Source organism: Nocardioides sp. BGA-UO-ETr-FS32 (assembly GCF_059567905.1).
Map to the genome: position 1 here is coordinate 376,127 of NZ_JCAQOX010000014.1, position 18,176 is coordinate 394,302.

General features: G+C 72.3%; 20 protein-coding genes. 11 read left to right on the forward strand and 9 right to left on the reverse strand.

Features of this window, described 5'->3' with window-relative positions; genetic code table 11:
- Window positions 1-5 precede the first annotated feature (5 nt).
- On the forward strand, window positions 6-1,175 hold the full coding sequence (locus AC57BS_RS11660) for a hypothetical protein (protein WP_496411608.1): 1,170 nt from the start codon (window positions 6-8) through the stop codon (window positions 1,173-1,175).
- Between the two features lie 152 nt (window positions 1,176-1,327).
- On the forward strand, window positions 1,328-1,717 hold the full coding sequence (locus AC57BS_RS11665; RefSeq protein WP_496411609.1) for a type II toxin-antitoxin system VapC family toxin: 390 nt from the start codon (window positions 1,328-1,330) through the stop codon (window positions 1,715-1,717).
- A gap of 22 nt (window positions 1,718-1,739) precedes the next feature.
- On the opposite strand, the gene AC57BS_RS11670 is transcribed toward AC57BS_RS11665, so the two are convergent.
- Entirely contained in the window at window positions 1,740-4,862 is a 3,123-nt protein-coding gene (locus tag AC57BS_RS11670) for a M14 family metallopeptidase (protein WP_496411610.1), read from the reverse strand.
- A 93-nt stretch (window positions 4,863-4,955) separates the two neighbouring features.
- On the opposite strand from AC57BS_RS11670, the gene AC57BS_RS11675 reads away from it, so the two are divergent.
- Entirely contained in the window at window positions 4,956-6,080 is a 1,125-nt protein-coding gene (locus tag AC57BS_RS11675) for a serine hydrolase domain-containing protein (RefSeq protein WP_496411611.1), read from the forward strand.
- A gap of 18 nt (window positions 6,081-6,098) precedes the next feature.
- Here AC57BS_RS11675 and AC57BS_RS11680 read toward each other — a convergent pair whose 3' ends face one another.
- Genes AC57BS_RS11680 through AC57BS_RS11690 form a run of 3 tightly spaced genes read right to left on the reverse strand, consistent with a single transcriptional unit; the run spans window position 6,099 to window position 7,953 of the window.
- On the reverse strand, window positions 6,099-6,290 hold the full coding sequence (locus tag AC57BS_RS11680) for a hypothetical protein (protein WP_496411612.1): 192 nt from the start codon (window positions 6,288-6,290) through the stop codon (window positions 6,099-6,101).
- A gap of 23 nt (window positions 6,291-6,313) precedes the next feature.
- Window positions 6,314-7,084, reverse strand: coding sequence for a phosphatase PAP2 family protein (locus tag AC57BS_RS11685; RefSeq protein WP_496411613.1), 771 nt, complete (start codon window positions 7,082-7,084; stop codon window positions 6,314-6,316).
- A complete protein-coding gene (locus AC57BS_RS11690) occupies window positions 7,066-7,953 on the reverse strand; it encodes a 2-oxo acid dehydrogenase subunit E2 (protein WP_496411614.1) in 888 nt (295 codons plus the stop codon). The genes AC57BS_RS11685 and AC57BS_RS11690 overlap by 19 nt, the downstream gene beginning before the upstream one ends.
- A gap of 121 nt (window positions 7,954-8,074) precedes the next feature.
- Between AC57BS_RS11690 and AC57BS_RS11695 the strand changes: the two genes are divergently transcribed.
- The 7 genes from AC57BS_RS11695 to AC57BS_RS11725 all read left to right on the forward strand — a co-directional run bounded on the left by AC57BS_RS11695 (window position 8,075) and on the right by AC57BS_RS11725 (window position 14,024).
- Entirely contained in the window at window positions 8,075-9,016 is a 942-nt protein-coding gene (locus AC57BS_RS11695; protein WP_496411615.1) for an ABC transporter ATP-binding protein, read from the forward strand.
- Window positions 9,017-9,026: 10 nt separating this feature from the next.
- Window positions 9,027-10,202 (forward strand): ABC transporter permease, encoded by a 1,176-nt coding sequence (locus AC57BS_RS11700; RefSeq protein ID WP_496411616.1) that lies wholly within the window; start codon window positions 9,027-9,029, stop codon window positions 10,200-10,202.
- A complete protein-coding gene (locus AC57BS_RS11705) occupies window positions 10,199-11,362 on the forward strand; it encodes an ABC transporter permease (RefSeq protein ID WP_496411617.1) in 1,164 nt (387 codons plus the stop codon). The genes AC57BS_RS11700 and AC57BS_RS11705 overlap by 4 nt, the downstream gene beginning before the upstream one ends.
- Before the next feature lie 77 nt (window positions 11,363-11,439).
- On the forward strand, window positions 11,440-11,679 hold the full coding sequence (locus AC57BS_RS11710) for a hypothetical protein (protein WP_496411618.1): 240 nt from the start codon (window positions 11,440-11,442) through the stop codon (window positions 11,677-11,679).
- Between the two features lie 7 nt (window positions 11,680-11,686).
- Window positions 11,687-12,196, forward strand: a complete 510-nt coding sequence (locus tag AC57BS_RS11715; RefSeq protein ID WP_496411619.1) for a mycothiol transferase — start codon at window positions 11,687-11,689, stop codon at window positions 12,194-12,196.
- An 83-nt stretch (window positions 12,197-12,279) separates the two neighbouring features.
- The gene (locus tag AC57BS_RS11720) at window positions 12,280-12,501 is read left to right on the forward strand and encodes a hypothetical protein (protein WP_496411620.1); all 222 of its coding nucleotides are present in this window, start codon (window positions 12,280-12,282) and stop codon (window positions 12,499-12,501) included.
- A 41-nt stretch (window positions 12,502-12,542) separates the two neighbouring features.
- Complete coding sequence (locus AC57BS_RS11725; RefSeq protein WP_496411621.1) at window positions 12,543-14,024, forward strand: cryptochrome/photolyase family protein; 1,482 nt, start codon at window positions 12,543-12,545, stop codon at window positions 14,022-14,024.
- A 155-nt stretch (window positions 14,025-14,179) separates the two neighbouring features.
- On the opposite strand, the gene AC57BS_RS11730 is transcribed toward AC57BS_RS11725, so the two are convergent.
- Genes AC57BS_RS11730 through AC57BS_RS11740 form a run of 3 tightly spaced genes read right to left on the reverse strand, consistent with a single transcriptional unit; the run spans window position 14,180 to window position 16,660 of the window.
- A complete protein-coding gene (locus AC57BS_RS11730) occupies window positions 14,180-14,911 on the reverse strand; it encodes a matrixin family metalloprotease (protein ID WP_496411622.1) in 732 nt (243 codons plus the stop codon).
- Window positions 14,912-14,956: 45 nt separating this feature from the next.
- Window positions 14,957-15,259: a contact-dependent growth inhibition system immunity protein gene (locus AC57BS_RS11735; protein WP_496411623.1), complete on the reverse strand. Its 303-nt coding sequence runs from the start codon at window positions 15,257-15,259 to the stop codon at window positions 14,957-14,959.
- Window positions 15,260-15,271: 12 nt separating this feature from the next.
- Window positions 15,272-16,660, reverse strand: coding sequence for an RNase A-like domain-containing protein (locus tag AC57BS_RS11740; protein WP_496411624.1), 1,389 nt, complete (start codon window positions 16,658-16,660; stop codon window positions 15,272-15,274).
- An 84-nt stretch (window positions 16,661-16,744) separates the two neighbouring features.
- Here AC57BS_RS11740 and AC57BS_RS11745 point away from each other — a divergent pair, with 84 nt between their 5' ends.
- The gene (locus AC57BS_RS11745) at window positions 16,745-17,503 is read left to right on the forward strand and encodes an MOSC domain-containing protein (protein ID WP_496411625.1); all 759 of its coding nucleotides are present in this window, start codon (window positions 16,745-16,747) and stop codon (window positions 17,501-17,503) included.
- On the opposite strand, the gene AC57BS_RS11750 is transcribed toward AC57BS_RS11745, so the two are convergent.
- Window positions 17,493-17,792, reverse strand: a complete 300-nt coding sequence (locus AC57BS_RS11750; protein WP_496411626.1) for a WXG100 family type VII secretion target — start codon at window positions 17,790-17,792, stop codon at window positions 17,493-17,495. The two genes, AC57BS_RS11745 and AC57BS_RS11750, sit on opposite strands and share 11 nt — an antisense overlap.
- Window positions 17,789-18,118 carry a WXG100 family type VII secretion target gene (locus AC57BS_RS11755; RefSeq protein ID WP_496411627.1) on the reverse strand — a complete coding sequence of 110 codons (330 nt, stop codon included), beginning with the start codon at window positions 18,116-18,118 and terminating at the stop codon, window positions 17,789-17,791. The genes AC57BS_RS11750 and AC57BS_RS11755 overlap by 4 nt, the downstream gene beginning before the upstream one ends.
- Window positions 18,119-18,176: the final 58 nt, after the last annotated feature.

Below are 18,176 nucleotides of genomic sequence, written 5' to 3' on the forward strand. Positions count from 1 at the left end.
GAGTCATGTCTCGGAACCCCACTCCCGGCTTTCGCCGGCTGCCGCGCGTCGCCGACCGGATGACCGCCGCTCACTTCGACCTCGTGACGCAGTCACTCGCCGCCGAGCGGTCCGGCGATGCCGCCCGTGCGCTCGAGCTGCACTCATCCGTCCCCGCCTTCAAGAAACGCAGCCGGCACAACGTGCTGCTGACCCAGCTCGCCTCGCTCGGCGACGACCTCCCCGACTGGGTCTGGGCACGCTGGATCGCCTACCAGGCCATTCGCTGCGAGGACAAGGACACGGAGACGGGGAAGATCCAGCGACTCGCCCTGACGTACGTCCTCGAGACCGTCCACGACGACCAGCTCGCCGACTGCCACGCCAACGGCGGCGACCCGGTGAAGGTGGCCTCATGGGTGGCCTCGGAGTCGTGGCTGTTCCACCAGCTCCTCGTCCACGAGCTGGGTGGGCTCGCTCGCTTCGTGGACGAGCTCGCGACGGGTCGTCTCGCCGAGCGCAGCGCGCTGGCACGGTCCTGGGTGGGCGCACCGTTGGGCGGCTACCTGGTCGGACCGCCCCTGCCCCAGGGGCGCCTGTGCGTCGAGGACCTGGCCGCTGACTCGTGGACCGAGGTGCTCGACCTGGGCGCCCGGGCGAACGCAGGCGACTCGGGATGGGTCCTGGGGCGACTGGTGCCGAGTGGCGTCGACGACCTCCCCATGTTCGACAGCCCGCCGATCGCCGTACCGGAGCAGGTGGCCCGGGACGTGGCGGCAGCACCGAAGCCATGGCTGCGGGTGAAGGAGGCCCTCGACGAGGGCAGGCTCGTCGAGCGTCACTTCATGCGCACCGACCTCGAGCTGGTCACCGACGTGCCCAGCATCGACCTGCTCCGGGTCGGTACGCCGCCCGCCGACCTCGAACGCGTGACCGCCCAGCTGCGTGCCGGCCGTGACGAGATCCCTCGTGCGGCCTTCCGCGTCCTGCGACGAGCCGTCGACGGCACCCTGCAGGAGTCCGACGCTCCCCACGTCGCGGCGGCGGTCCTCCAGCCCGGCACCCGGTCCGACGCGCGGCGGTTGCTCGTCCGCGAGGGCCAGTACGACGTGTGGGCGCGGTGGGCCGCGCTGGTGCACCAGCCCGCACGTGGGCTGCTCCTCGACCTCGCCGAGACGTGCCGGGCGGCCGGATGACCTCGCCGTCCGGTCGCACGCCTTGCTCCGGTGCCCGATTCGGACCTTCGCCGGGTCCGATCGGCCGTGCCCGGGTGTGACGTCACGGCACTCCCACGCGTGGAGGCGTCGAGGTCGACGGCAGAGCACCTCGACGACCTCCGGGGCGATCGTTGAGCCGGTGCTACCTCGACACCTCCGGTGCGCTGAAGCTCCTGGTGGAGGAGGCGGAGTCTGACGCGCTCGCGGATGAGCTCCGTCGTCGGAGGCCGACGCTGGTGGCGTGCCTCCTGCTCGAGACCGAGCTGCGTCGCGTCGTGGCACGCGAGCCCGCCCTGACCCAGCGAGCCGTGAGCGAGCTGCTGCGGGGCGTCGACGTCCACGAGCTGCCGCCGCCCCTCTTCACCGAGGCAGGCCTGCTCCCCGGCGCCGGCCTGCGGTCGCCCGACGCCCTGCACCTGGCCGCGGCCATTCGCCTCGAGGTCGAGTCGGTGATCACCTACGACCTGCGCATGGCGGAGGCGGCGACGTCGCTCGGCATGGACGTCCTCGCCCCTGCCTGACAGCCGGTGGGAGGCCGGCGGCTCACTCCAGCAGGTGCTCCAGCGCCCTCCTCATCACCTCGTTGCGCTCCGCGGGGGTGGCGATGCCCTCGAACCCGAACCCCATCAGGAGCGAGTCGGGCGTCGAGACGGCGGCGCCCACGGGGAACCCGCTGGCGTCGGTCACGATCCAGTCGTTGCCGTTGGCGGCGCTGCCCGGAGGAGCACCGGACACCTCCCAGCCGTCGAGACCGGACTCGAACGAGGTCGACGAACCGTCGGGCAGGGTCGCGTCGTCGACGAACGTGCCGAGGTTCTGGGTGGCCCAGTCGCTCGCGTAGGTGATCGACACCTCGACCTGGCCGCCGGCCCAGTCGCCGAGGTCGACGCTCCACTCCTGCCAGCCGGCGGAGTTGCCGGACGCGGCGTGCCACGTGCCGGTCTCGCCGCTCGGCGAGCAGGTCCCGGAGGCCTCGTCCAGCGTCTGGTAGTGGTCGAGCTGCGGGTGCAGCTCGCGCCAGCCCGCGGCACAGCTGTCGCCGGTCTCCTGCGAGGTGTGGCCGTTGAGGTCGGGCAGCGTCGTCCAGTCGTCACCAGCAGGCGTACGCGCCTCGACGAACACGTAGTCCCAGTCGCCCTCGGTGTCGTAGGACGTCCAGAAGTCGAGGGTGCCGCCGCCGGCCGGGACGTCCACCGTCCTGGTCAGCCGCTTGTAGGACACGTCGGCGAGCTGGCTGTAGACGTACTGGTCGCCGGTGTGCGGGTCGAACGGTCCGCCCGGCTTGTCCCAGCGGGCAGAGGGCCAGCTCTCGAACTGCGGGAACTCATCGACGGGGAGGATGCCGCTGGTCGAGATGAACGACGAGGTCGCGTCCTGGTTGTCCGCCGAGCCCGGCCCGTTCATCGCCCAGCTAGCGCCGGCGAAGGGGGCGTCGACCCCGGCCACGTCGTAGACGTCGCCGTTCTCGTCGTGCCCGTCGCCCGCGATCTGCAGGTAACCGCCGAACCAGTACTGCAGCACGTCGTTGGTGCTGTCTCCCGAGCCGCGCAGCCGCAGGCACCGACGCGGGTCGATCCCGGCGGGGAGCGGGTTGCAGGCGATCTCGCCCTGCGGGTCGTAGAGCTGGGTGCCGACACCTGCGCCGGTGTACTGCGCGCCGGCCCAGTCGCCGGTGTACATGACCTGGCCGCCCTCGTTCATGTAGGCGCGGAACTCGTACATCTGGTCGAGCGCGAGCCGGTCCGCGTTGCCGCCGGCGCGCCCGGCGGTGCGGGTCACGATGTCGTCGCCGGTGTACCAGACGGCCGCGTCGTAGTGGCTGAGCACACCGAGGGCATCGGGAGCCGTACGGCCCTGGGCGTCGACGTCGTAGACGTCGGCGTCCTCACCGTTGGCGTCGAGGGCATCGAGGTAGTAGTCGAGGTAGTGCGGACCGGGCGTCTGGTTGGGCGAGGCGCCCGTGTAGTCCTCCGCCGCGACGACGAGGACCCGGTTGCCGGACTCGGAGACCGCCTCGTAGGTGAACGACTCGCTGCTCTCGCCGCCACCCTCGAACCACACCTCGACGGTGTCGCCGGGATCGGTGCCGGTGACCGTGCCGCGGACCTGGTGGTAGTGCGTCGAGGTCATCCCGAAGCGCTCACCCCCGGTCCACTCGGTGGTGGGGCCCGACTGGGTGGGGCCGCCGTTGACCTTCCACTTCGCGGTGACCGCGCCGAGGCTCCGCTTGGCGAGCACGGCGACGGTCTGGGGGTCGCCGTACGACTTCTCGAAGCTGAGGTTCACCGCCGGCAGGCCGGACTTGTAGGCGTCCTCGGTGTCGAGGTGGAACGGCTTGGTCTTGATGCCGAGCACCGACTTCGGGTCGTCCGGGTCGGTGGCCGACTCCGCCACGGACTCGGCGAACGGCCGGTTGCGCTCGAACTCCTCGGCCACCAGCTGCTCGTCGTCGGGGAACACGAAGCCGCACCCGGGGCAGCCGGGAGAGAGCTCGGGGGTCCAGGCCAGGGTGCCGGTGGCCTCCTGGGCGTAGCCGTCGATCTCGCCGTTGGTGATGTAGAGGACGTCGGAGGACAGGCCCGGGTGGAAGCCGTCGATCGCCGGCTCGTCGAGGTTGCCCGAGAGGGCGTGGTAGATCGGGTCGTCCGCGGTGGGGGTGCCGATCTGCCAGCCGTCGTTGTAGAGCAGCCAGCGGCCGTTGGAGTGGTAGTTGACCATGAACTCGGCCTTGGCCGTGTTGAAGAGCTTGATCCCTGCCTGGGTCTCCGGCTCGGAGGCGGGCGAGGGGCCGCGGTAGGTCTCGCTGGAGGGGATGTCGGAGGAGCCCTCGTTGTCGTAGCCCCAGTGGGAGGGGTAGTTGCGGTTGGGGTCGACACCGTCGCCGACCTGCGTGACGCCGTCGCCGTTGTTGTCGCGCAGGTTCTTGCGCCACAACCTCTCGTCGGTGAACGTGTACTCGTAGCCGTCGGGGTTCATCACCGGCACGAACCACAGCTCGGTGCTCTGGAGGAGCTTCTTGGTCGGCTCGTCGTCGGCCTCCCACCGCTCGAGGTAGGTGTACATCAACCGACGGACCATCTCCGGAGCGATCCACTCCCGCGCGTGCTGGGTGGCGCTGAAGATCACCGCCGGGCGCGAGCCGTCCTTCTGGCCGCGGGCACCCTGGGTCATCTTGAGTGCGAGGATGTCGCGGCCCTGGTAGGTCGTGCCGAGCTTCACCAGCTTGGTGACGCCGGGGTAGTCCCTCGCGATGGTGGTGAGCTGGTCGTGGTAGCCGCCGGCCTCGTCGTAGGACTTCCACACGTTGTAGCCGAACTCGGCCTGCGCGGCGGCGAACTGCCGCACAGTCTGGCCGCCCTTGACGCGCGCCAGACGCACGTCGATGCCCTGCCCGCGCAGTCGCTCGGCCTCGTCCTTCGTCAGGACGAGGTCGACGCGGGTCGTGTCACCGGTCGGGTGCGCCTCGTGGAGGTCGTAGCCCTGGCGGGCGAGCGTACGCAGCTGCCCGGCGCTGACGTCCCTCGCGGTGTAGGCGTCCAGCGGCTGGTCGGCCCGCGGGGCGCTCCGGGCGGCGGTGGGCGGCGAGGTCGAGGAGGGCGGAGCCAGGCCCACTCCCAGCGCGGCGACGGCGACGGCGACGACGGATCCGGACAGGAGACGGCGCATGGTGGACCTCCGAGTGGGTGTGATCCACGTCACACTGCCACCGCTGGCCTCGTACGGGAATACCCAAGTTGGGACGAGCGGTAGCGTCGCCCCATGCCTGACCTCGAGGCGGCGCTGCGACCGTACGTCGACTCCGGTGCCGTCCCGGGCCTGGTCGCGCTCGTCGCGCGAGGCGACGACGTCGAGGTCGTCACCCTCGGCACGCAGAGCTCGAGCGGCACGCCCATGGCACGCGACTCGATCGTCCGGGCGGCATCGATCACCAAGCCGCTGACGGCCGCGCTGCTGATGCTGCTCGTCGAGGACGGACGCATCGACCTCGACGCGCCGGTCCGCGACCTGCTCCCCGAGCTCGCCGAACCGCGGGTGCTGCGCGAGCTCGAGAGCCCACTCGACGACACGGTGCCGTGCGCGCGGCCGATCACCGCGCGCCACCTGCTGACCGGGACGGCGGGGCACGGGTTCTGCACGTGGGAGTCGGCCGTCACGCCGCTGCTGGTGGAGCAGCTGGGCCAGGGCGCGGGCGACATCCGCGACGTGCCCGCGCTCGACGAGTGGATGCGGCGGCTGTCGGAGATCCCGCTCATGCACCAGCCGGGCGAGGGCTGGACCTACAACACCTCGTACGACGTGCTCGGCGTCCTCGCCTCGCGGGCGGCCGGTCAGAGCCTCGCCGACACCATGGCCGAGCGCCTGCTCGAGCCGCTCGGCATGGGCGACACCGGCTTCCACGTCCCGGCCGACAGGCGCGGACGGTTCACCACGCTCCACGGCTGGCAGGACGGCGCGCTCCGGGTGCGCGACGAGCCCGACGGCTGCTTCGTCCGCCCGCCCGCCTTCGCGTCCGGGTCAGGCGGGCTCGTCACCACGGCCGACGACTGGCTGTCCTTCGGGCGGATGCTGCTGGCCGACGGCGGCGACCTCCTGCGACCGGAGTCGGTGCGGCTGATGATGACCGACCACACGACACCACGGCAGCGAGGGCTGGGCGGGTTCTTCCTCGACGGCCAGGGCTGGGGGTTCGGCGGCGGCGTCGACATCGAGCTGCTCCACGAGTGGAACGTCCTCGGCCGCTACGGGTGGGTCGGCGGCACCGGCACCGCGGCGTACGTGGACCCGCTCGCCGGCACCGTGTCGATCGTCCTCACCCAGGTCGAGCTCGGTGGCCCCGACTCGGCGAAGGTACTCGAGGCGTTCTGGCGAGCCGCCGCCTCGTAGTGCGGTCGCCCGGGTCGGTCACGCGCCCAGCGCGTCGAGCCCGTGGTAGACCGCGAAGGCGGGCCAGACGATCCCCTCGAGGATCGCCAGGACGTGCTGCCAGAAGCCGTCGGCCTGCATCCAGAAGTAGACCCACGCACCGAACATGCCGATGCCGTAGATGGCGTTGCCCGCCTGTCCCGTGGTGCTGCTGCCCTTGCGATCAGCCATGGTGGCCTCCCTCGTCATCGACGCTAGGCGGACGCGCGACCCGCTGACAGGGCCGTTCGGCCCTCGCGGGCCCGGGCAGACGACTCCAGCCACCGCGCCACCCCCAGCCCGACGAGGGCGAGCAGCACGCCTGCCGGGAGGTCGAGCACCCAGTGGTTGGCGGTGGCCAGCACCACCCAGCACATGACGAGCGGGTGCAGCACGCACCAGGCCCGGAGAAGCGGGGACCGGGACAGCCGCCACACCACCACGGACACGACCACCAGGTAGCCGACGTGGAAGCTCGGCATCGCGGCGATCTCGTTCGCGACGCCGACCGGACGGGCGGCAGCGTCGATCGCCGTGGAGGCGATGGTGTCGGTGTAGCCGAGGTCGGTGAGGCGGGGCGGGGCGAGGGGCCAGAAGGCGTACACCGGCAGCCCGACCACGCCGCCGGCGAGCAGGGCGTTGCGCAGGAAGGCGTACTCGCGGGGACGGCGTACGAACAGCACGACCAGCGAGCCGGCGACCACGGGCAGGTAGCCCCACACGTAGAACCAGGAGGCGAAGGTCGCCAGCCACGGCACGGCCTCGACGGAGTCCTGGGCCGCGTGCTCCCAGTCCAGGTGCAGCGACTCCTGGAGCGACAGGAGCGAGTGGGCGTGGGCGAGCGCGACGTCGAGGTCGTCGAGGGTGAACCGGCGGGCCAGCAGATTGGCGAGCAGCGCCACGCCGACCACGCCGACCTCGACCAGCACGCCTCGCAGCCCCGGGGCGCGCCGGAGCAGGAGGGAGCTCATCGCCGTGGCGGCCACACCGGGACGATCTGCTCGACGGTGAGGGACGGGTCGGCGAGCAGCTCCGGCTCCGCGACCAGCCGACGGATCACCTCGGACGTCTTGGCGAAGTAGAAGCCGTCGGTCGCGCGCTCGTCGAGGGTGTAGGCGACGTCGACGCACTGCCGCGCGACGACCGCACCGGACTCGTCGACCACCGGCTGCGGCGCCACCCGGCCGATCGCGACGAAGGCGCTCGCGGTGCCGGTCTCGTAGAGGTGGTGGAAGGGCGGGTCGATGCCGATCGAGCCTGCGTGCACGACGTACACGCTGGTGTAGAGCGGGATCGCCTCGACCAGCCTGCGCGGCATCAGGTTGTGGTAGTCCAGCCACCGCAGCCCGCCGGCGATGCCGGACAGCACCGGCCGCGGCCACGAGGCGAAGAAGTCGACCAGCCGGTCGTCGCCGCCGCGCTCGACGGCGGCCCGCTCGCGGCGTACGACGCCGTCGACGAGGCGGCGCACGTCCTCGACCGACTCCTCGCCGGTCAGCACGATCCGGGCCTCGGACTCCTCCGCCTCCTCGGTCATGCCCTGCTTGACGACGAACGAGACGGCGATCTCGTCGTGCTCGTACGTGCGGCGACCGGCGACGAACCGGTTCGTCTGGGGGCGCAACCGGATCGTGCGCCCGATCGCGGTCAGGAAGACGTGGAAGAGAGTCACGCGCTCGTCGCGGGGACGTCCGGTGTTGGTCTCGTCGAGCCAGGCGAGGAGGCCGTCGACCTCGATCCGCTGCGTGAAGTAGACGAGGGACTCCGTGCGGGTGCGCATGAGGTAGGGGACGACGCGGCGCAGCGGCGGCAGGTCACCGACGTACGTGCCGTCGGAGCGCCGCTTGAGGGCCATGCTTCGACGGTAGTCCGGATCACCGGTCACGCGACGGCCGGAAGGCCCCTGATCCATGACGTTTGGCCCTGCTCCCTCCGGTGCCCGCTCCCTAGGTTGAGGGCGACGGGGAGGGGTGCAGATGACGGACGACGTGCTGGTGGTGGACTCGCTGGTCCGCCGGTTCGGAGACCTGACGGCGGTGGACGAGGTGTCCTTCCGCATCGCGCCGGGGGAGACGTACGGACTGCTCGGACCCAACGGGGCCGGGAAGACGACGACGATCTCGATGGTCGCGGGGCTGATCGCGGCCGACGCGGGGACGGTCACGGTCGCGGGGTTGCCGATGACGCCGCGGACCACGGAGCCGAAGCGCCACCTGGGGCTGGTCCCGCAGGAGCTCGCGATCTACCCCGACCTGACCGGGCGGGAGAACCTCGCCCTCTTCGGCAAGCTCCAAGGCCTGCGCGGCGCCGAGCTCAAGGGCCGCGTCGACGAGGTGCTCACCCTGATCGGCCTCGCCGACCGCGCGAAGGACCGCAGCAAGGAGTACAGCGGCGGCATGAAGCGCCGCCTCAACATCGGCATCGGCCTGCTCAACCGGCCCACGCTGCTGATCCTCGACGAGCCGACCGTCGGCGTCGACCCGCAGTCGCGACACGCGATCCTCGAGTCCGTCGAGGCGCTGTCGGGCGAGGGGATGGCGGTGCTCTACACGACGCACTACATGGAGGAGGCCGAGCGGCTCTGCGACCGCATCGGCATCATCGACTCCGGCCGGCTCCAGGCCGAGGGCACGCGCGACGAGCTGATCCGGCTCACCGGAGGCGTCGACACGATCCGGCTCGGCGGCACCGGCGACCTGGCCGGCGCGGCGGAGGAGCTGCGCCGGATCCCCGGCGTCGAGCGGGTCGAGGCCGAGCGCCGCACCGCGATCCTCACCGTCCGCGACGCACCGGCGCTGGTCGCCCAGGTGGTGGGGACGGCGGCCTCGCGCGGCGTCACCCTCGCCGACGTCGAGATCTCGCGGCCCGACCTCGAATCGGTCTTCCTGCACCTCACCGGCAAGGGCCTGAGGGACTAGGGGGCGACACGTGCGCCAGCTGCTCGCCCTCACCGGCTCCGACCTGCTGCAACGACTGCGTGACAAGTCGGTCCTGATCTTCGCCCTCGTCGTGCCGATGGCACTGATGTCGGTCTTCAACCTCGTCTTCAGCCAGGCCGACGACATCGAGATCAAGCCCCTGACCGTCGCCGTCAGCGCCCCGGCCGGTGACGACCTCGCGGCCGTGCTCACCGACGTCCTGCGCTCCCTCGACGGTGCCGACGAGCTCGACGTGACGGTCGAGGAGGTCGACGAGGCCGCCGGCCGACGACAGGTCGAGGACGGCGACGCGGCCGTCGCGCTGCTCGTGCCCGACGGGTTCGGGTCGGCCGCACGAGCCGGCGAACCGGTCACCGTCGAGGCCGTACGCGGTGACGAGGCGGGACTCGAGGCCGACATCGTGCTGTCCGTCGTCGACGGCTTCCTCGGGCAGGTCGCCGCCGGCGCTGTCACCGCCCGGGCCGGCCTGGCCGAGGGAGTCGCGATGACCGACGTCCCGGCGCTCGTCGAGCAGGCGACGACGGGCGGGCCGGCGTACGACCTCGCGCGCGGCGAGGCCTCCGACGAGCAGCTCGACGCGGGCGCGGCCCTGGTGGCGGGGCAGGCGGGCCTGTTCCTGCTGTTCACCGTCGGCTTCGGCGTCACCGGCCTGCTCGTCGACCGCGAGTCCGGCACGCTCGCGCGGCTGCGGTCGATGCCGATCCCCGGCTGGGTCATCGTGGCGTCCAAGGCGCTGGTGAGCTTCGTGCTCGGGACCGTCGCGACGGCGATCCTGCTGGGGCTCGGCGGCTACCTCTTCGACGCGGACTTCGGCTCCCCACCGGCTGTCGCGGCCCTCGTGCTGTGCGCGACCGCGGCGGGGACGTCGGTCATGTTCCTTATCGTGCGGGTCGCCCGCACCAGCGAGCAGGCCAGCATCGCGACCTCCATCGTCGCCCTGGTGCTCGGCATCGGGGGCGGGGCGTTCTTCCCCATCAGCGCCACCGGCTCCCTCTCCCGGGTGCTCGACCTGAACCCGGTCGCGGCGCTGCTGCGCGGACTCGGCACCACCTCGGGTGGCGGCGGGCTCGGCGACATCGGCGTACCGGTCGCGATCATGCTGGGCTTCGTCGCGGTGATGCTCGTCGTCTCGCGACTGGTGCCGGACCGGGGGGTGCTGTCGTGACCAACGCGATCGTGGTCGCCGGCACCGAGCTGCGGCTCTTCCTTCGCGACCGCTCCAACCTGTTCTTCGTCTTCGTCTTCCCGCTGCTGCTGGTGCTGATGATCGGTCTCCAGTTCGGGGAGGGCGCCACCTCGGGGCGGGTCGCCGTCAGCGGCACCGGCTCCGACCTGCGGTCCGCGTTGGTCGAGCGGCTCGAGGACGACGACGTCGTGGTCTCGGACCCCGCCTGGGACGACGCCCTCGCGCTGCTCGCCCGTGGCCGGCTGGACGCCGCCGTACGGGTCGACGCGGCGGCAGCCACGGCGTACGACGTGGGGGAGGCCGTGACGCTCGAGGTCGTGCGCGGCTCGTCGGGCAACGCCCAGGTCGTCGAGCAGCAGGTGCGGGTCGCGGTCGACTCCCTCCGCGCCGACCGCGGCAGGCTCCTCGCGCTGGAGGACGCGGGCGTACCGCCCGACCGCGCCGCCGCAGCGGTCCAGGCCGCCGAGGGGCAGGTCGTCGCGCCGGAGCTGGAGGTCACGAGCGTCGACCGGCTGAGCCAGGAGTTCGAGGGGATGGGGCAGTTCGAGTTCGGCGCCTCGGGGCAGCTGCTGCTCTTCACCTTCCTCGCCTGCCTCGGCGGGTCGGCGACGCTCATCCAGGCCCGGCGGCTCGGCGTCGTCTCCCGGATGCTCGCCGGACCGATGACGGCGGGCGAGCTGGTCGCCGGCCAGATCGTCGGCCGGTGGGCGATCGCGCTTTTCCAGGGCGGTTACCTGATGGTGGCGACCAGCCTGATCTTCGGCGTGGACTGGGGCAACCTGCCGCTGGCCCTGCTCGTCCTGCTGCTCTTCAGCCTGGTCGCCGCCGGGGCCGCGATCCTCCTCGGCACGCTGCTGGAGAACGAGGGCGCCGCAGCGGGCGCCGGGATCGGCTTCGGCCTCGTGCTCGCCGCGCTCGGCGGCTCGATGTTCCCGCTGGAGCTGTTCCCCGACACGATGCGGGCGATCTCGCGGGTCACCCCGCACGCGTGGGCCTACGAGGCGCTGGCCGACATCCAGCGCCGGGACGGAGGGCTCCTCGACGTGCTGCCGCAGCTCGGCGTCCTGGCCGCGATGGCGTTCGTCCTCGCCGCGCTCGGCGGCTGGTCGCTGCGGAGGAGCCTGGCGCGGGCGATGTAGGCCTCGACCGCCGAGGAGAGGGGCGGCACACCCCGACGGACGTTGTCCTCACCCGCCGGCTGGCTAGCGTGGACGTCATGACTGACGAGGTGAAGCAGGCAGCGATCGAGGCCGCGCAGCGAGTGGTGGACGAGGTCAGCTCCTACCAGTACAGCGCCGAGGACGCGACCATCGCCGACCAGCTCGACGAGGGCCTGACGAAGGCGAAGGTGTCGCTCAGCGACGACGAGCGCGCCCGGATCCTCGCCGAGATCGACGGGCTGAAGGACGAGAAGTCGGCGGCGCCGCAGGTCAGGTCCGCCACCCCGGCGGAGTGAGGCGGCCGTGGACGTACGAGGGGTGCTGACCGAGGCCTTCGGCAGGGTCACCGAGCTGTACGACGAGGTCGCCGACGGCCTCGACGAGGACGCCCTGGCGCATCGCCCCGGCGGCACCGGCAACCCGATCGGCTGGCTGCTGTGGCACCTCGCGCGGGTGCAGGACGACCACGTCGCAGCGCTCGCCGACCAGCCGCAGGTGTGGGAGCAGTGGCAGGAGCGGTTCGGCCTGCCCAACGGGATCGACGACATAGGCTACGGGCACACGAGCGAGCAGGTCGACGCGGTCCGGATCGCCGACCCCGAGCTGCTCGTGGGTTACCACCGCGAGGTCACGCTCGCGACCGCGCGCTACCTCCAGACGGTCGACGAGCGCGAGCTCGAGCGCGAGGTCGACCAGCGGTGGGATCCGCCGGTCACGGCCGGCGTACGGCTCATCAGCATCGTCGGCGACTGCCTCCAGCACCTCGGGCAGGCGGCGTACGTCAAGGGGCTGCTCGGGTCGCGCGCCTCCTGACGTCCCCGGCGGCGCCGGCTGCGATCAGCCTTCTCAGGGTGAGGATGCCCCACAAGGCCGTCCGGAGGCGCATACTGGGGGTGATGACCTCCTCGAGTGGCCGACGGCCCAAGCACCTCCCCAGCAGCCCGTTCAAGCCCGCGGTCGACCCCGTGGTCGAGGTGTTCGAGGTGGGTGACCGCGTCACCCACGACATCTACGGCCTCGGCCAGGTGACGCACCTCGACAGCCACGCGGTGACCGTCGACTTCGGGGACAAGGCGGTCCGCATCGCGCACCCCTACCCCAAGCTGCACCACCTCTGAGCCAGCCCACTGTCGTTCTGCGGCCTGCCTAGGCTGACCGCATGACGACCCGCTGGCTCTTCGGCGACCAGCTCGGGCCGCACTTCGTCGACGACCACCGCGGACCGCTGCTGATGGTCGAGTCGACCGGCGTGTTCCGCCGCCGGCGCTTCCACCGGGCCAAGGCCCACCTGGTGCTGAGCGCGATGCGGCACCGCGCCGCCGAGCTCAGCGACCGGCTGACCTACGTGCAGGCCGAGACGTACGCCGGGGCGGTGCGCGAGCACGGCTCCGACGCTGGCGTCGAGGTGGTCCACCCGACGTCGTACGCCGCGCTCGGGCTGGTCGAGCGGCTCGGCTGCACGGTGCTGCCGCCGCGCGGGTTCGCCACGGCGCGCGAGGACTTCGAGCGGTGGGCCGAGGGCCGGGGCGGCAAGCGGCTGCTGATGGAGGACTTCTACCGGCGCGCCCGCCAGGCCCACGGCGTGCTGCTCGACGGCGAGGAGCCGGCCGGCGGGCAGTGGAACTTCGACCACGACAACCGTGAGCCACCGCCGAAGGGCGCCGAGACGCTCGGCGTGACCGAGCCGTGGTGGCCGACCGAGGACGAGATCGACGCCCAGGTCCGCGAGGACCTCGACCGGTGGGAGCGCGACGGCGAGGTGTCGTTCATCGGCCGCGACGGCCCGCGGATCTTCCCCGCGACGCGGCGCGAGGCGCTGGCCGCGCTCGACCACTTCGTCGAGCACCGGCTGCCGGACTTCGGGGCGTACGAGGACGCGATCCTCGAGGGGGACCCGTGGATGGCCCACAGCCTGGTGAGCGCCCCGATGAACCTCGGCCTGCTCGATCCGCTCGAGGTCGTCGAGCGCGCGGAGGAGGCGTACCGGAGCGGTGCGGCGCCGATCGCGAGCGTGGAGGGGTTCGTCCGGCAGGTCATCGGGTGGCGCGACTACGTGTGGCACGTCTACTGGCACATGGGCGACGGCTACCGCCGGGAGAACTCCCTCGCGGCGCGCGAGCGGATCCCGACGTGGTTCGCGGAGCTGGACGGTGGTGCCACCGACGCGCGCTGCCTGTCGCACACCCTCGACCAGGTGGCCGAGCAAGGCTGGGTGCACCACATCCCGCGGCTGATGGTGCTGGGGTCGTACGCCCTGCAGCGCGGGTGGGCGCCGACGCAGGTCACCGACTGGTTCCACCGGGCGTTCGTCGACGGCTACGACTGGGTGATGGTGCCCAACGTCGTCGGCATGTCGCAGCACGCGGACGGCGGTCGGATGATGACGAAGCCCTACACCTCCGGCGGCGCCTACATCGACAGGATGAGCGACCACTGCGGCTCGTGCCGCTTCGACCCCAAGGTGCGGGTGGGCGACGACGCGTGCCCCTTCACTGCGGGCTACTGGTGGTTCCTCGACCGGCACCGCGAGACGTTCGAGGGCAACCACCGGATGTCGCGGGCGGTCAAGGGGCTCGACCGGCTCAAGGACCTCGACGGGCTCCTCGAGCAGGAGGACGCGCGCGGCAACCGCGCGCCCTGATTTCGGGGTGGTCGGGCACACCATGAAGGCAGTTCGCGGCTCGCGGTGGCCATCTGAGCGTGCGACCGGGAGCCCGACGCGCGAACTGCCTTCATGGCGCACGCAGTCGGTCGCACGTGCGGCAGTTCGCCGTGCGGGCTCGCCCCTCGCCCGGTTCAGCCGCAGGGGAGCGAGCCGAGCCGGGCGAGGCCCTCGCGGTCGCCGGGCCCGAGCTCGACCTGCCCGGTGTTGTCGGCGTACATCAGCTCCATCGGCTCCTTGACGTGGCCCAGGCCGACGACGTGCGCGACCTCGTGCAGCACGATCGCCTCCATCACCCGCGGCTGCTGGGCGACGGCCGTCGACGTGAACGCCTCGACGTCGAGGACCACGCTCCCGCTGACGAACCGCAGTCGTCCCGCCGAGTCGCGCTCGGCGACGGCACCGCCGACGCCGGCGACCTGACCGGCGAGGTCGGGGTACTCGTGCGGGTCACCCCACCCGATGACGACGGGGTCCGGGCGGCCGAACAGCCTCACGCCGTCGGGGAAGGGTCGGTCGTCGGTGTCACCCGCGTCGGTGAAGGACAGGCCGGTCGCCGCGCTCGCCCGCCGCAGTGCCTCGGTGACGAGCCTGCGTCCGCCGGGCGGCTCGCCGGCCGGGTTCACCCGGTAGCGGATCTCCTCGCACGGGTCCCAGCCGACGGGCTCGTCGCTGTCGGGCTGGGTCATCGCCCACGTGTACGCCCCGCCCGCCCGTACGACCGCGGGTGCGGGCAGCGGTCGCTCGGCGCCCATCCCGATCGCGCGGCGTGCGCTCTCGAGCTGCTCGGCGGGGTGCCACGCCACGACGGCCGCCACCATCGCTGCGGTGACCACGAGGGTCAGGCGGGTCGAGGAGCGGGGCACCCGGACAGTGTGGCGGGTGGGTGGGGAGGCTGGGGTGGTTCGGGGTCAGGATGCCGTGGCGGTCGTGCTGAGGAACGTGCGGATCTGGCGGCGGATCTCGTCGAGCCAGCCTCGGTAGTCGGCGTCTGTGTCCCCGGCGTAGTAGTCGCAGCCCCACTCCTCGAGTTTGGCTTCGAGCTCACCCTCGGCCAGGTCCTGCCCGAGCAGCGCGTCGATCTGGTCGGCGCAGGACGACACCAGGTCGCGGCGTTCGTCGAGGAACGAGGACACGGTGTCCGACACCTTGCCTCCGTCCATGTCCCAGTCCTGGTGGAAGTAGGCGCCCATCAAGTACTTCAGTGCTTCCATGACTCACCTCCGCTAGTCGGGGAACGCTGTCAGTATGCGCCATCCGTTCGCCGTACGGGCGTCTGCGAGCAGGACCACTCGAACGGCGGTGGGTGTTGTCGCGGAACCATCGCGGCCGACGGTGACACCCGTGCGCACGCCCAGATCTTCGGTGAGGGTGAGGCGCCCGTTTGAGCTCGCCATCCACGCGTCGATGTCGGCGGAGCGTCGCTCCAGCACCTGCGCGATCAGCCGTTCGGCGCTTGCTTCATCGACGAAAGCTGAGGCGCGACGCAACTTCTGGTGATCCCGCAAACGATCCATCAACTGTTGCTCTGTCTTGCCGACGTGCCGTTCGATCGTGTGTCCAGGCGGCACCTCATGGCTGCGCAACCAGCCCCGCTCGCCTCGCGAGAACCACCCCAGCGGATGCTTCACGCTCCCCACCTCGTCCCGCGCAGGGATCCGGACGAACTTCTCGAGCCGCGCTCGCAACGCCGCGAGCTCGTCGACGACCCGCTCGATCCGCGCGGCGGCAGCGGCGACCCCCGCGCGCAACGCGGTCAGGAGGGCGAAGAACCGCGGTGCCTGCGCACGCACGCGGGCTGCGGCTGCTGCCATCGCGACCCCGCCGCCGAAGCCCCCGGAGAGGCCCGCGACCACGACCGAGATGGCCGCACCCTCGACCACCATCTGGCCGACCTCGGCGAGCAGGGCGCGCGTACGGTCCCTGGCCGACTCGACCGCATCGGCGTACGCCTCGCAGGCGGTCGCGAGCTCGGACAGCTGCCACGCGGTGTCGCCGATGACTGACGCGAGCTCGGTCAGTGCGTCGACGGCGAGCGGGACCTCGGGGGAGCGCTGCTGCTCGACCAGCGCGACGGCGGCGTCGACGTGGTCGGCGAGCCCTGCGGTCGACGCGGCTGCCCGTCGCCAGGCCGATGCCGTGGCGCCCAGCCTGCCCACGTCGGCGGACGGCCACACGAACCCCTCGACCTGGTCGAGGATCCACCGGTCGACCGCCCCAAGCGACGGCTCCTGCGCGCCGAGGCTCGAGGGCGGCGACGCGGGCTGGACGCGTACGAACGCGTCGTCGTCGAGGCTGCCGCCGGCGTAGCCGAGGGTGCGCGGCCGACCGGCTGCGGCGGACTCGGCCCGTGCGTGGTTGTCGCCGGTCGCCGCGAGCAGGCGACCGGTCCCGGTGAAGGCGTGAGTGAGGTCGGCCATCGCGGCGAGCGCCTCGGCAGCGGCGCCGTCGTAGGCCCGGGAGAACCCACCGCTGGTTGCGTCGTCGCCCGCCATCCCCGCACAACCCGCGAGCCGCGCGGCGAGGGACTCGGTGAGCACGGCGCTGGTGTGGTTGGCCGTCAGGCAGGCGTCCCCCGCTCGGGTGAACCCGCCGCACTCCACTGTGATCCGCACGAGCACCAGCCTTCGGGCCGCGTGGTGCCTCCCGCCAGAGGGTCGCGACGATCTGTGGACAACCGGGCGTGGAACGATCGGCCCGTGCCTGCCGACCACGTCGTACGCCGCGCCGGGTTCGCGCCGGTGAAGGGCATGCGGCACCTCGCCCTCGACCGGGTCGTCCTGGACGAGAAGGGCGCGGTCGGCGATCGGGCCTGGTGCCTCGTCGACGTCGAGCAGTCCCGCGTGCTGAGGACCGTGCAACATCCGTCCCTGATCGGTGTCGTCGCGCGGACCCGGGGGGACGAGCTCGAGCTGACCCTCCCGACCGGCGAGTCCGTCTCGGCGCCCGCCCCGTCGAGCGGCGAGGACGTCACATGCGACTACTGGGGCCGCCCCGTCGCCCTCTCGCTGTCCGACGGCCCGCACGCCGAGCTGTTGTCCGGCTGGCTGGACGAGCCCGTACGCCTCGCCGCCGCCCCGCGCGGCGGAGTCGTGTTCGCCGACCCGGTCACGATCGTCGGCACGGCGTCGCTGCGCGACCTGGCCGCACGGGTGGGGCACGAGGACGTACGCCACCAGGCCGCACGCTTCCGGGCGACCCTCGTCGTCGAGACCGACGAGCCCTACGTCGAGGACACGTGGACGGGGCAGGAGCACGTCGTCGGCGAGGCGACGCTGCGGGTCGGCGGTCCGGTCCCGCGGTGCGCGGTCATCGACCACCACCCGGTGACTGGGGAGAAGGACGTCCGGCTGCTCAGGGCGCTCGCGCGGGACCGGCCGACCAACAAGGCGGGCGAGCCGATGCTCGGGGTCTACGCCACGTGCGTGCGCGGTGGCCGGGTGGACGTCACGAGCTGACCCGCTGCCAGAGCGCGACGTTGGCCTTGACGGCGGAGGAGTAGTGGGTGTCCGCGGCGGCGACGATCGCGCGCATCGCGGCGAGCGCCGTCACCATGTCGGCGCACTCGTCGCGCCAGGAGCCGTACGCCGTCTCCTGCGCCGCGCTCGCCCGACCCGTCCACTCGTGCTGCACCCGAGCCTGTGCGTCGTCGATGTCGCCGGCGAGGCCGAGGAGGTCGCGCTGGCAGCCCGCGAGCTCCGCGACGACGCTGCGCAGCTCGGCGAGGTCGACGTCGAAGGCAGTCATCCCAGGCGCCCCTCGAGCCGTCCGGCCATCGCGTGGGAGCGCTGCGAGACACCGGAGTCGGCCGCGACGAGGTCGCCGCGGGCGCCGGCGAGCGCGGACACCGCGGAGCCGAGGTGCTCGGCGACGCCGGCGGCAGCGGAGCGCCACGTCTCCCACTGCGAGCCGAACGCCGACGCGGCCTCCCCGTGCCACGCCGAGAGCAGTCGCTCGACGGACGCCTCCGCTGCCCGGCGGCGGGCGTCGAGCTCTCTCAGCCGGTCGTCGAGCAGGGTGGTGGCGGCCGCGTGGGCGGTCGGATCGAGGTGGACGGTTCCCGAGGTCGTCATGCCTTGATCGTGGCGAGCGGGCCGCTCCCGCACCACCCCGCCGGAGAGATCTGTGGAG

Excerpts from the sequence above, each read along its gene's own strand:
- AC57BS_RS11660 (WP_496411608.1), top strand. The coding sequence starts at position 6 with ATGTCTCGGAACCCCACTCCCGGCTTTCGCCGGCTGCCGCGCGTCGCC.
- AC57BS_RS11670 (WP_496411610.1), bottom strand. The coding sequence starts at position 4,862 with ATGCGCCGTCTCCTGTCCGGATCCGTCGTCGCCGTCGCCGTCGCCGCG.
- AC57BS_RS11675 (WP_496411611.1), top strand. The coding sequence starts at position 4,956 with ATGCCTGACCTCGAGGCGGCGCTGCGACCGTACGTCGACTCCGGTGCC.
- AC57BS_RS11680 (WP_496411612.1), bottom strand. The coding sequence starts at position 6,290 with ATGGCTGATCGCAAGGGCAGCAGCACCACGGGACAGGCGGGCAACGCC.
- AC57BS_RS11690 (WP_496411614.1), bottom strand. The coding sequence starts at position 7,953 with ATGGCCCTCAAGCGGCGCTCCGACGGCACGTACGTCGGTGACCTGCCG.
- AC57BS_RS11695 (WP_496411615.1), top strand. The coding sequence starts at position 8,075 with ATGACGGACGACGTGCTGGTGGTGGACTCGCTGGTCCGCCGGTTCGGA.
- AC57BS_RS11710 (WP_496411618.1), top strand. The coding sequence starts at position 11,440 with ATGACTGACGAGGTGAAGCAGGCAGCGATCGAGGCCGCGCAGCGAGTG.
- AC57BS_RS11720 (WP_496411620.1), top strand. The coding sequence starts at position 12,280 with ATGACCTCCTCGAGTGGCCGACGGCCCAAGCACCTCCCCAGCAGCCCG.
- AC57BS_RS11725 (WP_496411621.1), top strand. The coding sequence starts at position 12,543 with ATGACGACCCGCTGGCTCTTCGGCGACCAGCTCGGGCCGCACTTCGTC.
- AC57BS_RS11735 (WP_496411623.1), bottom strand. The coding sequence starts at position 15,259 with ATGGAAGCACTGAAGTACTTGATGGGCGCCTACTTCCACCAGGACTGG.
- AC57BS_RS11750 (WP_496411626.1), bottom strand. The coding sequence starts at position 17,792 with ATGACTGCCTTCGACGTCGACCTCGCCGAGCTGCGCAGCGTCGTCGCG.
- AC57BS_RS11755 (WP_496411627.1), bottom strand. The coding sequence starts at position 18,118 with ATGACGACCTCGGGAACCGTCCACCTCGATCCGACCGCCCACGCGGCC.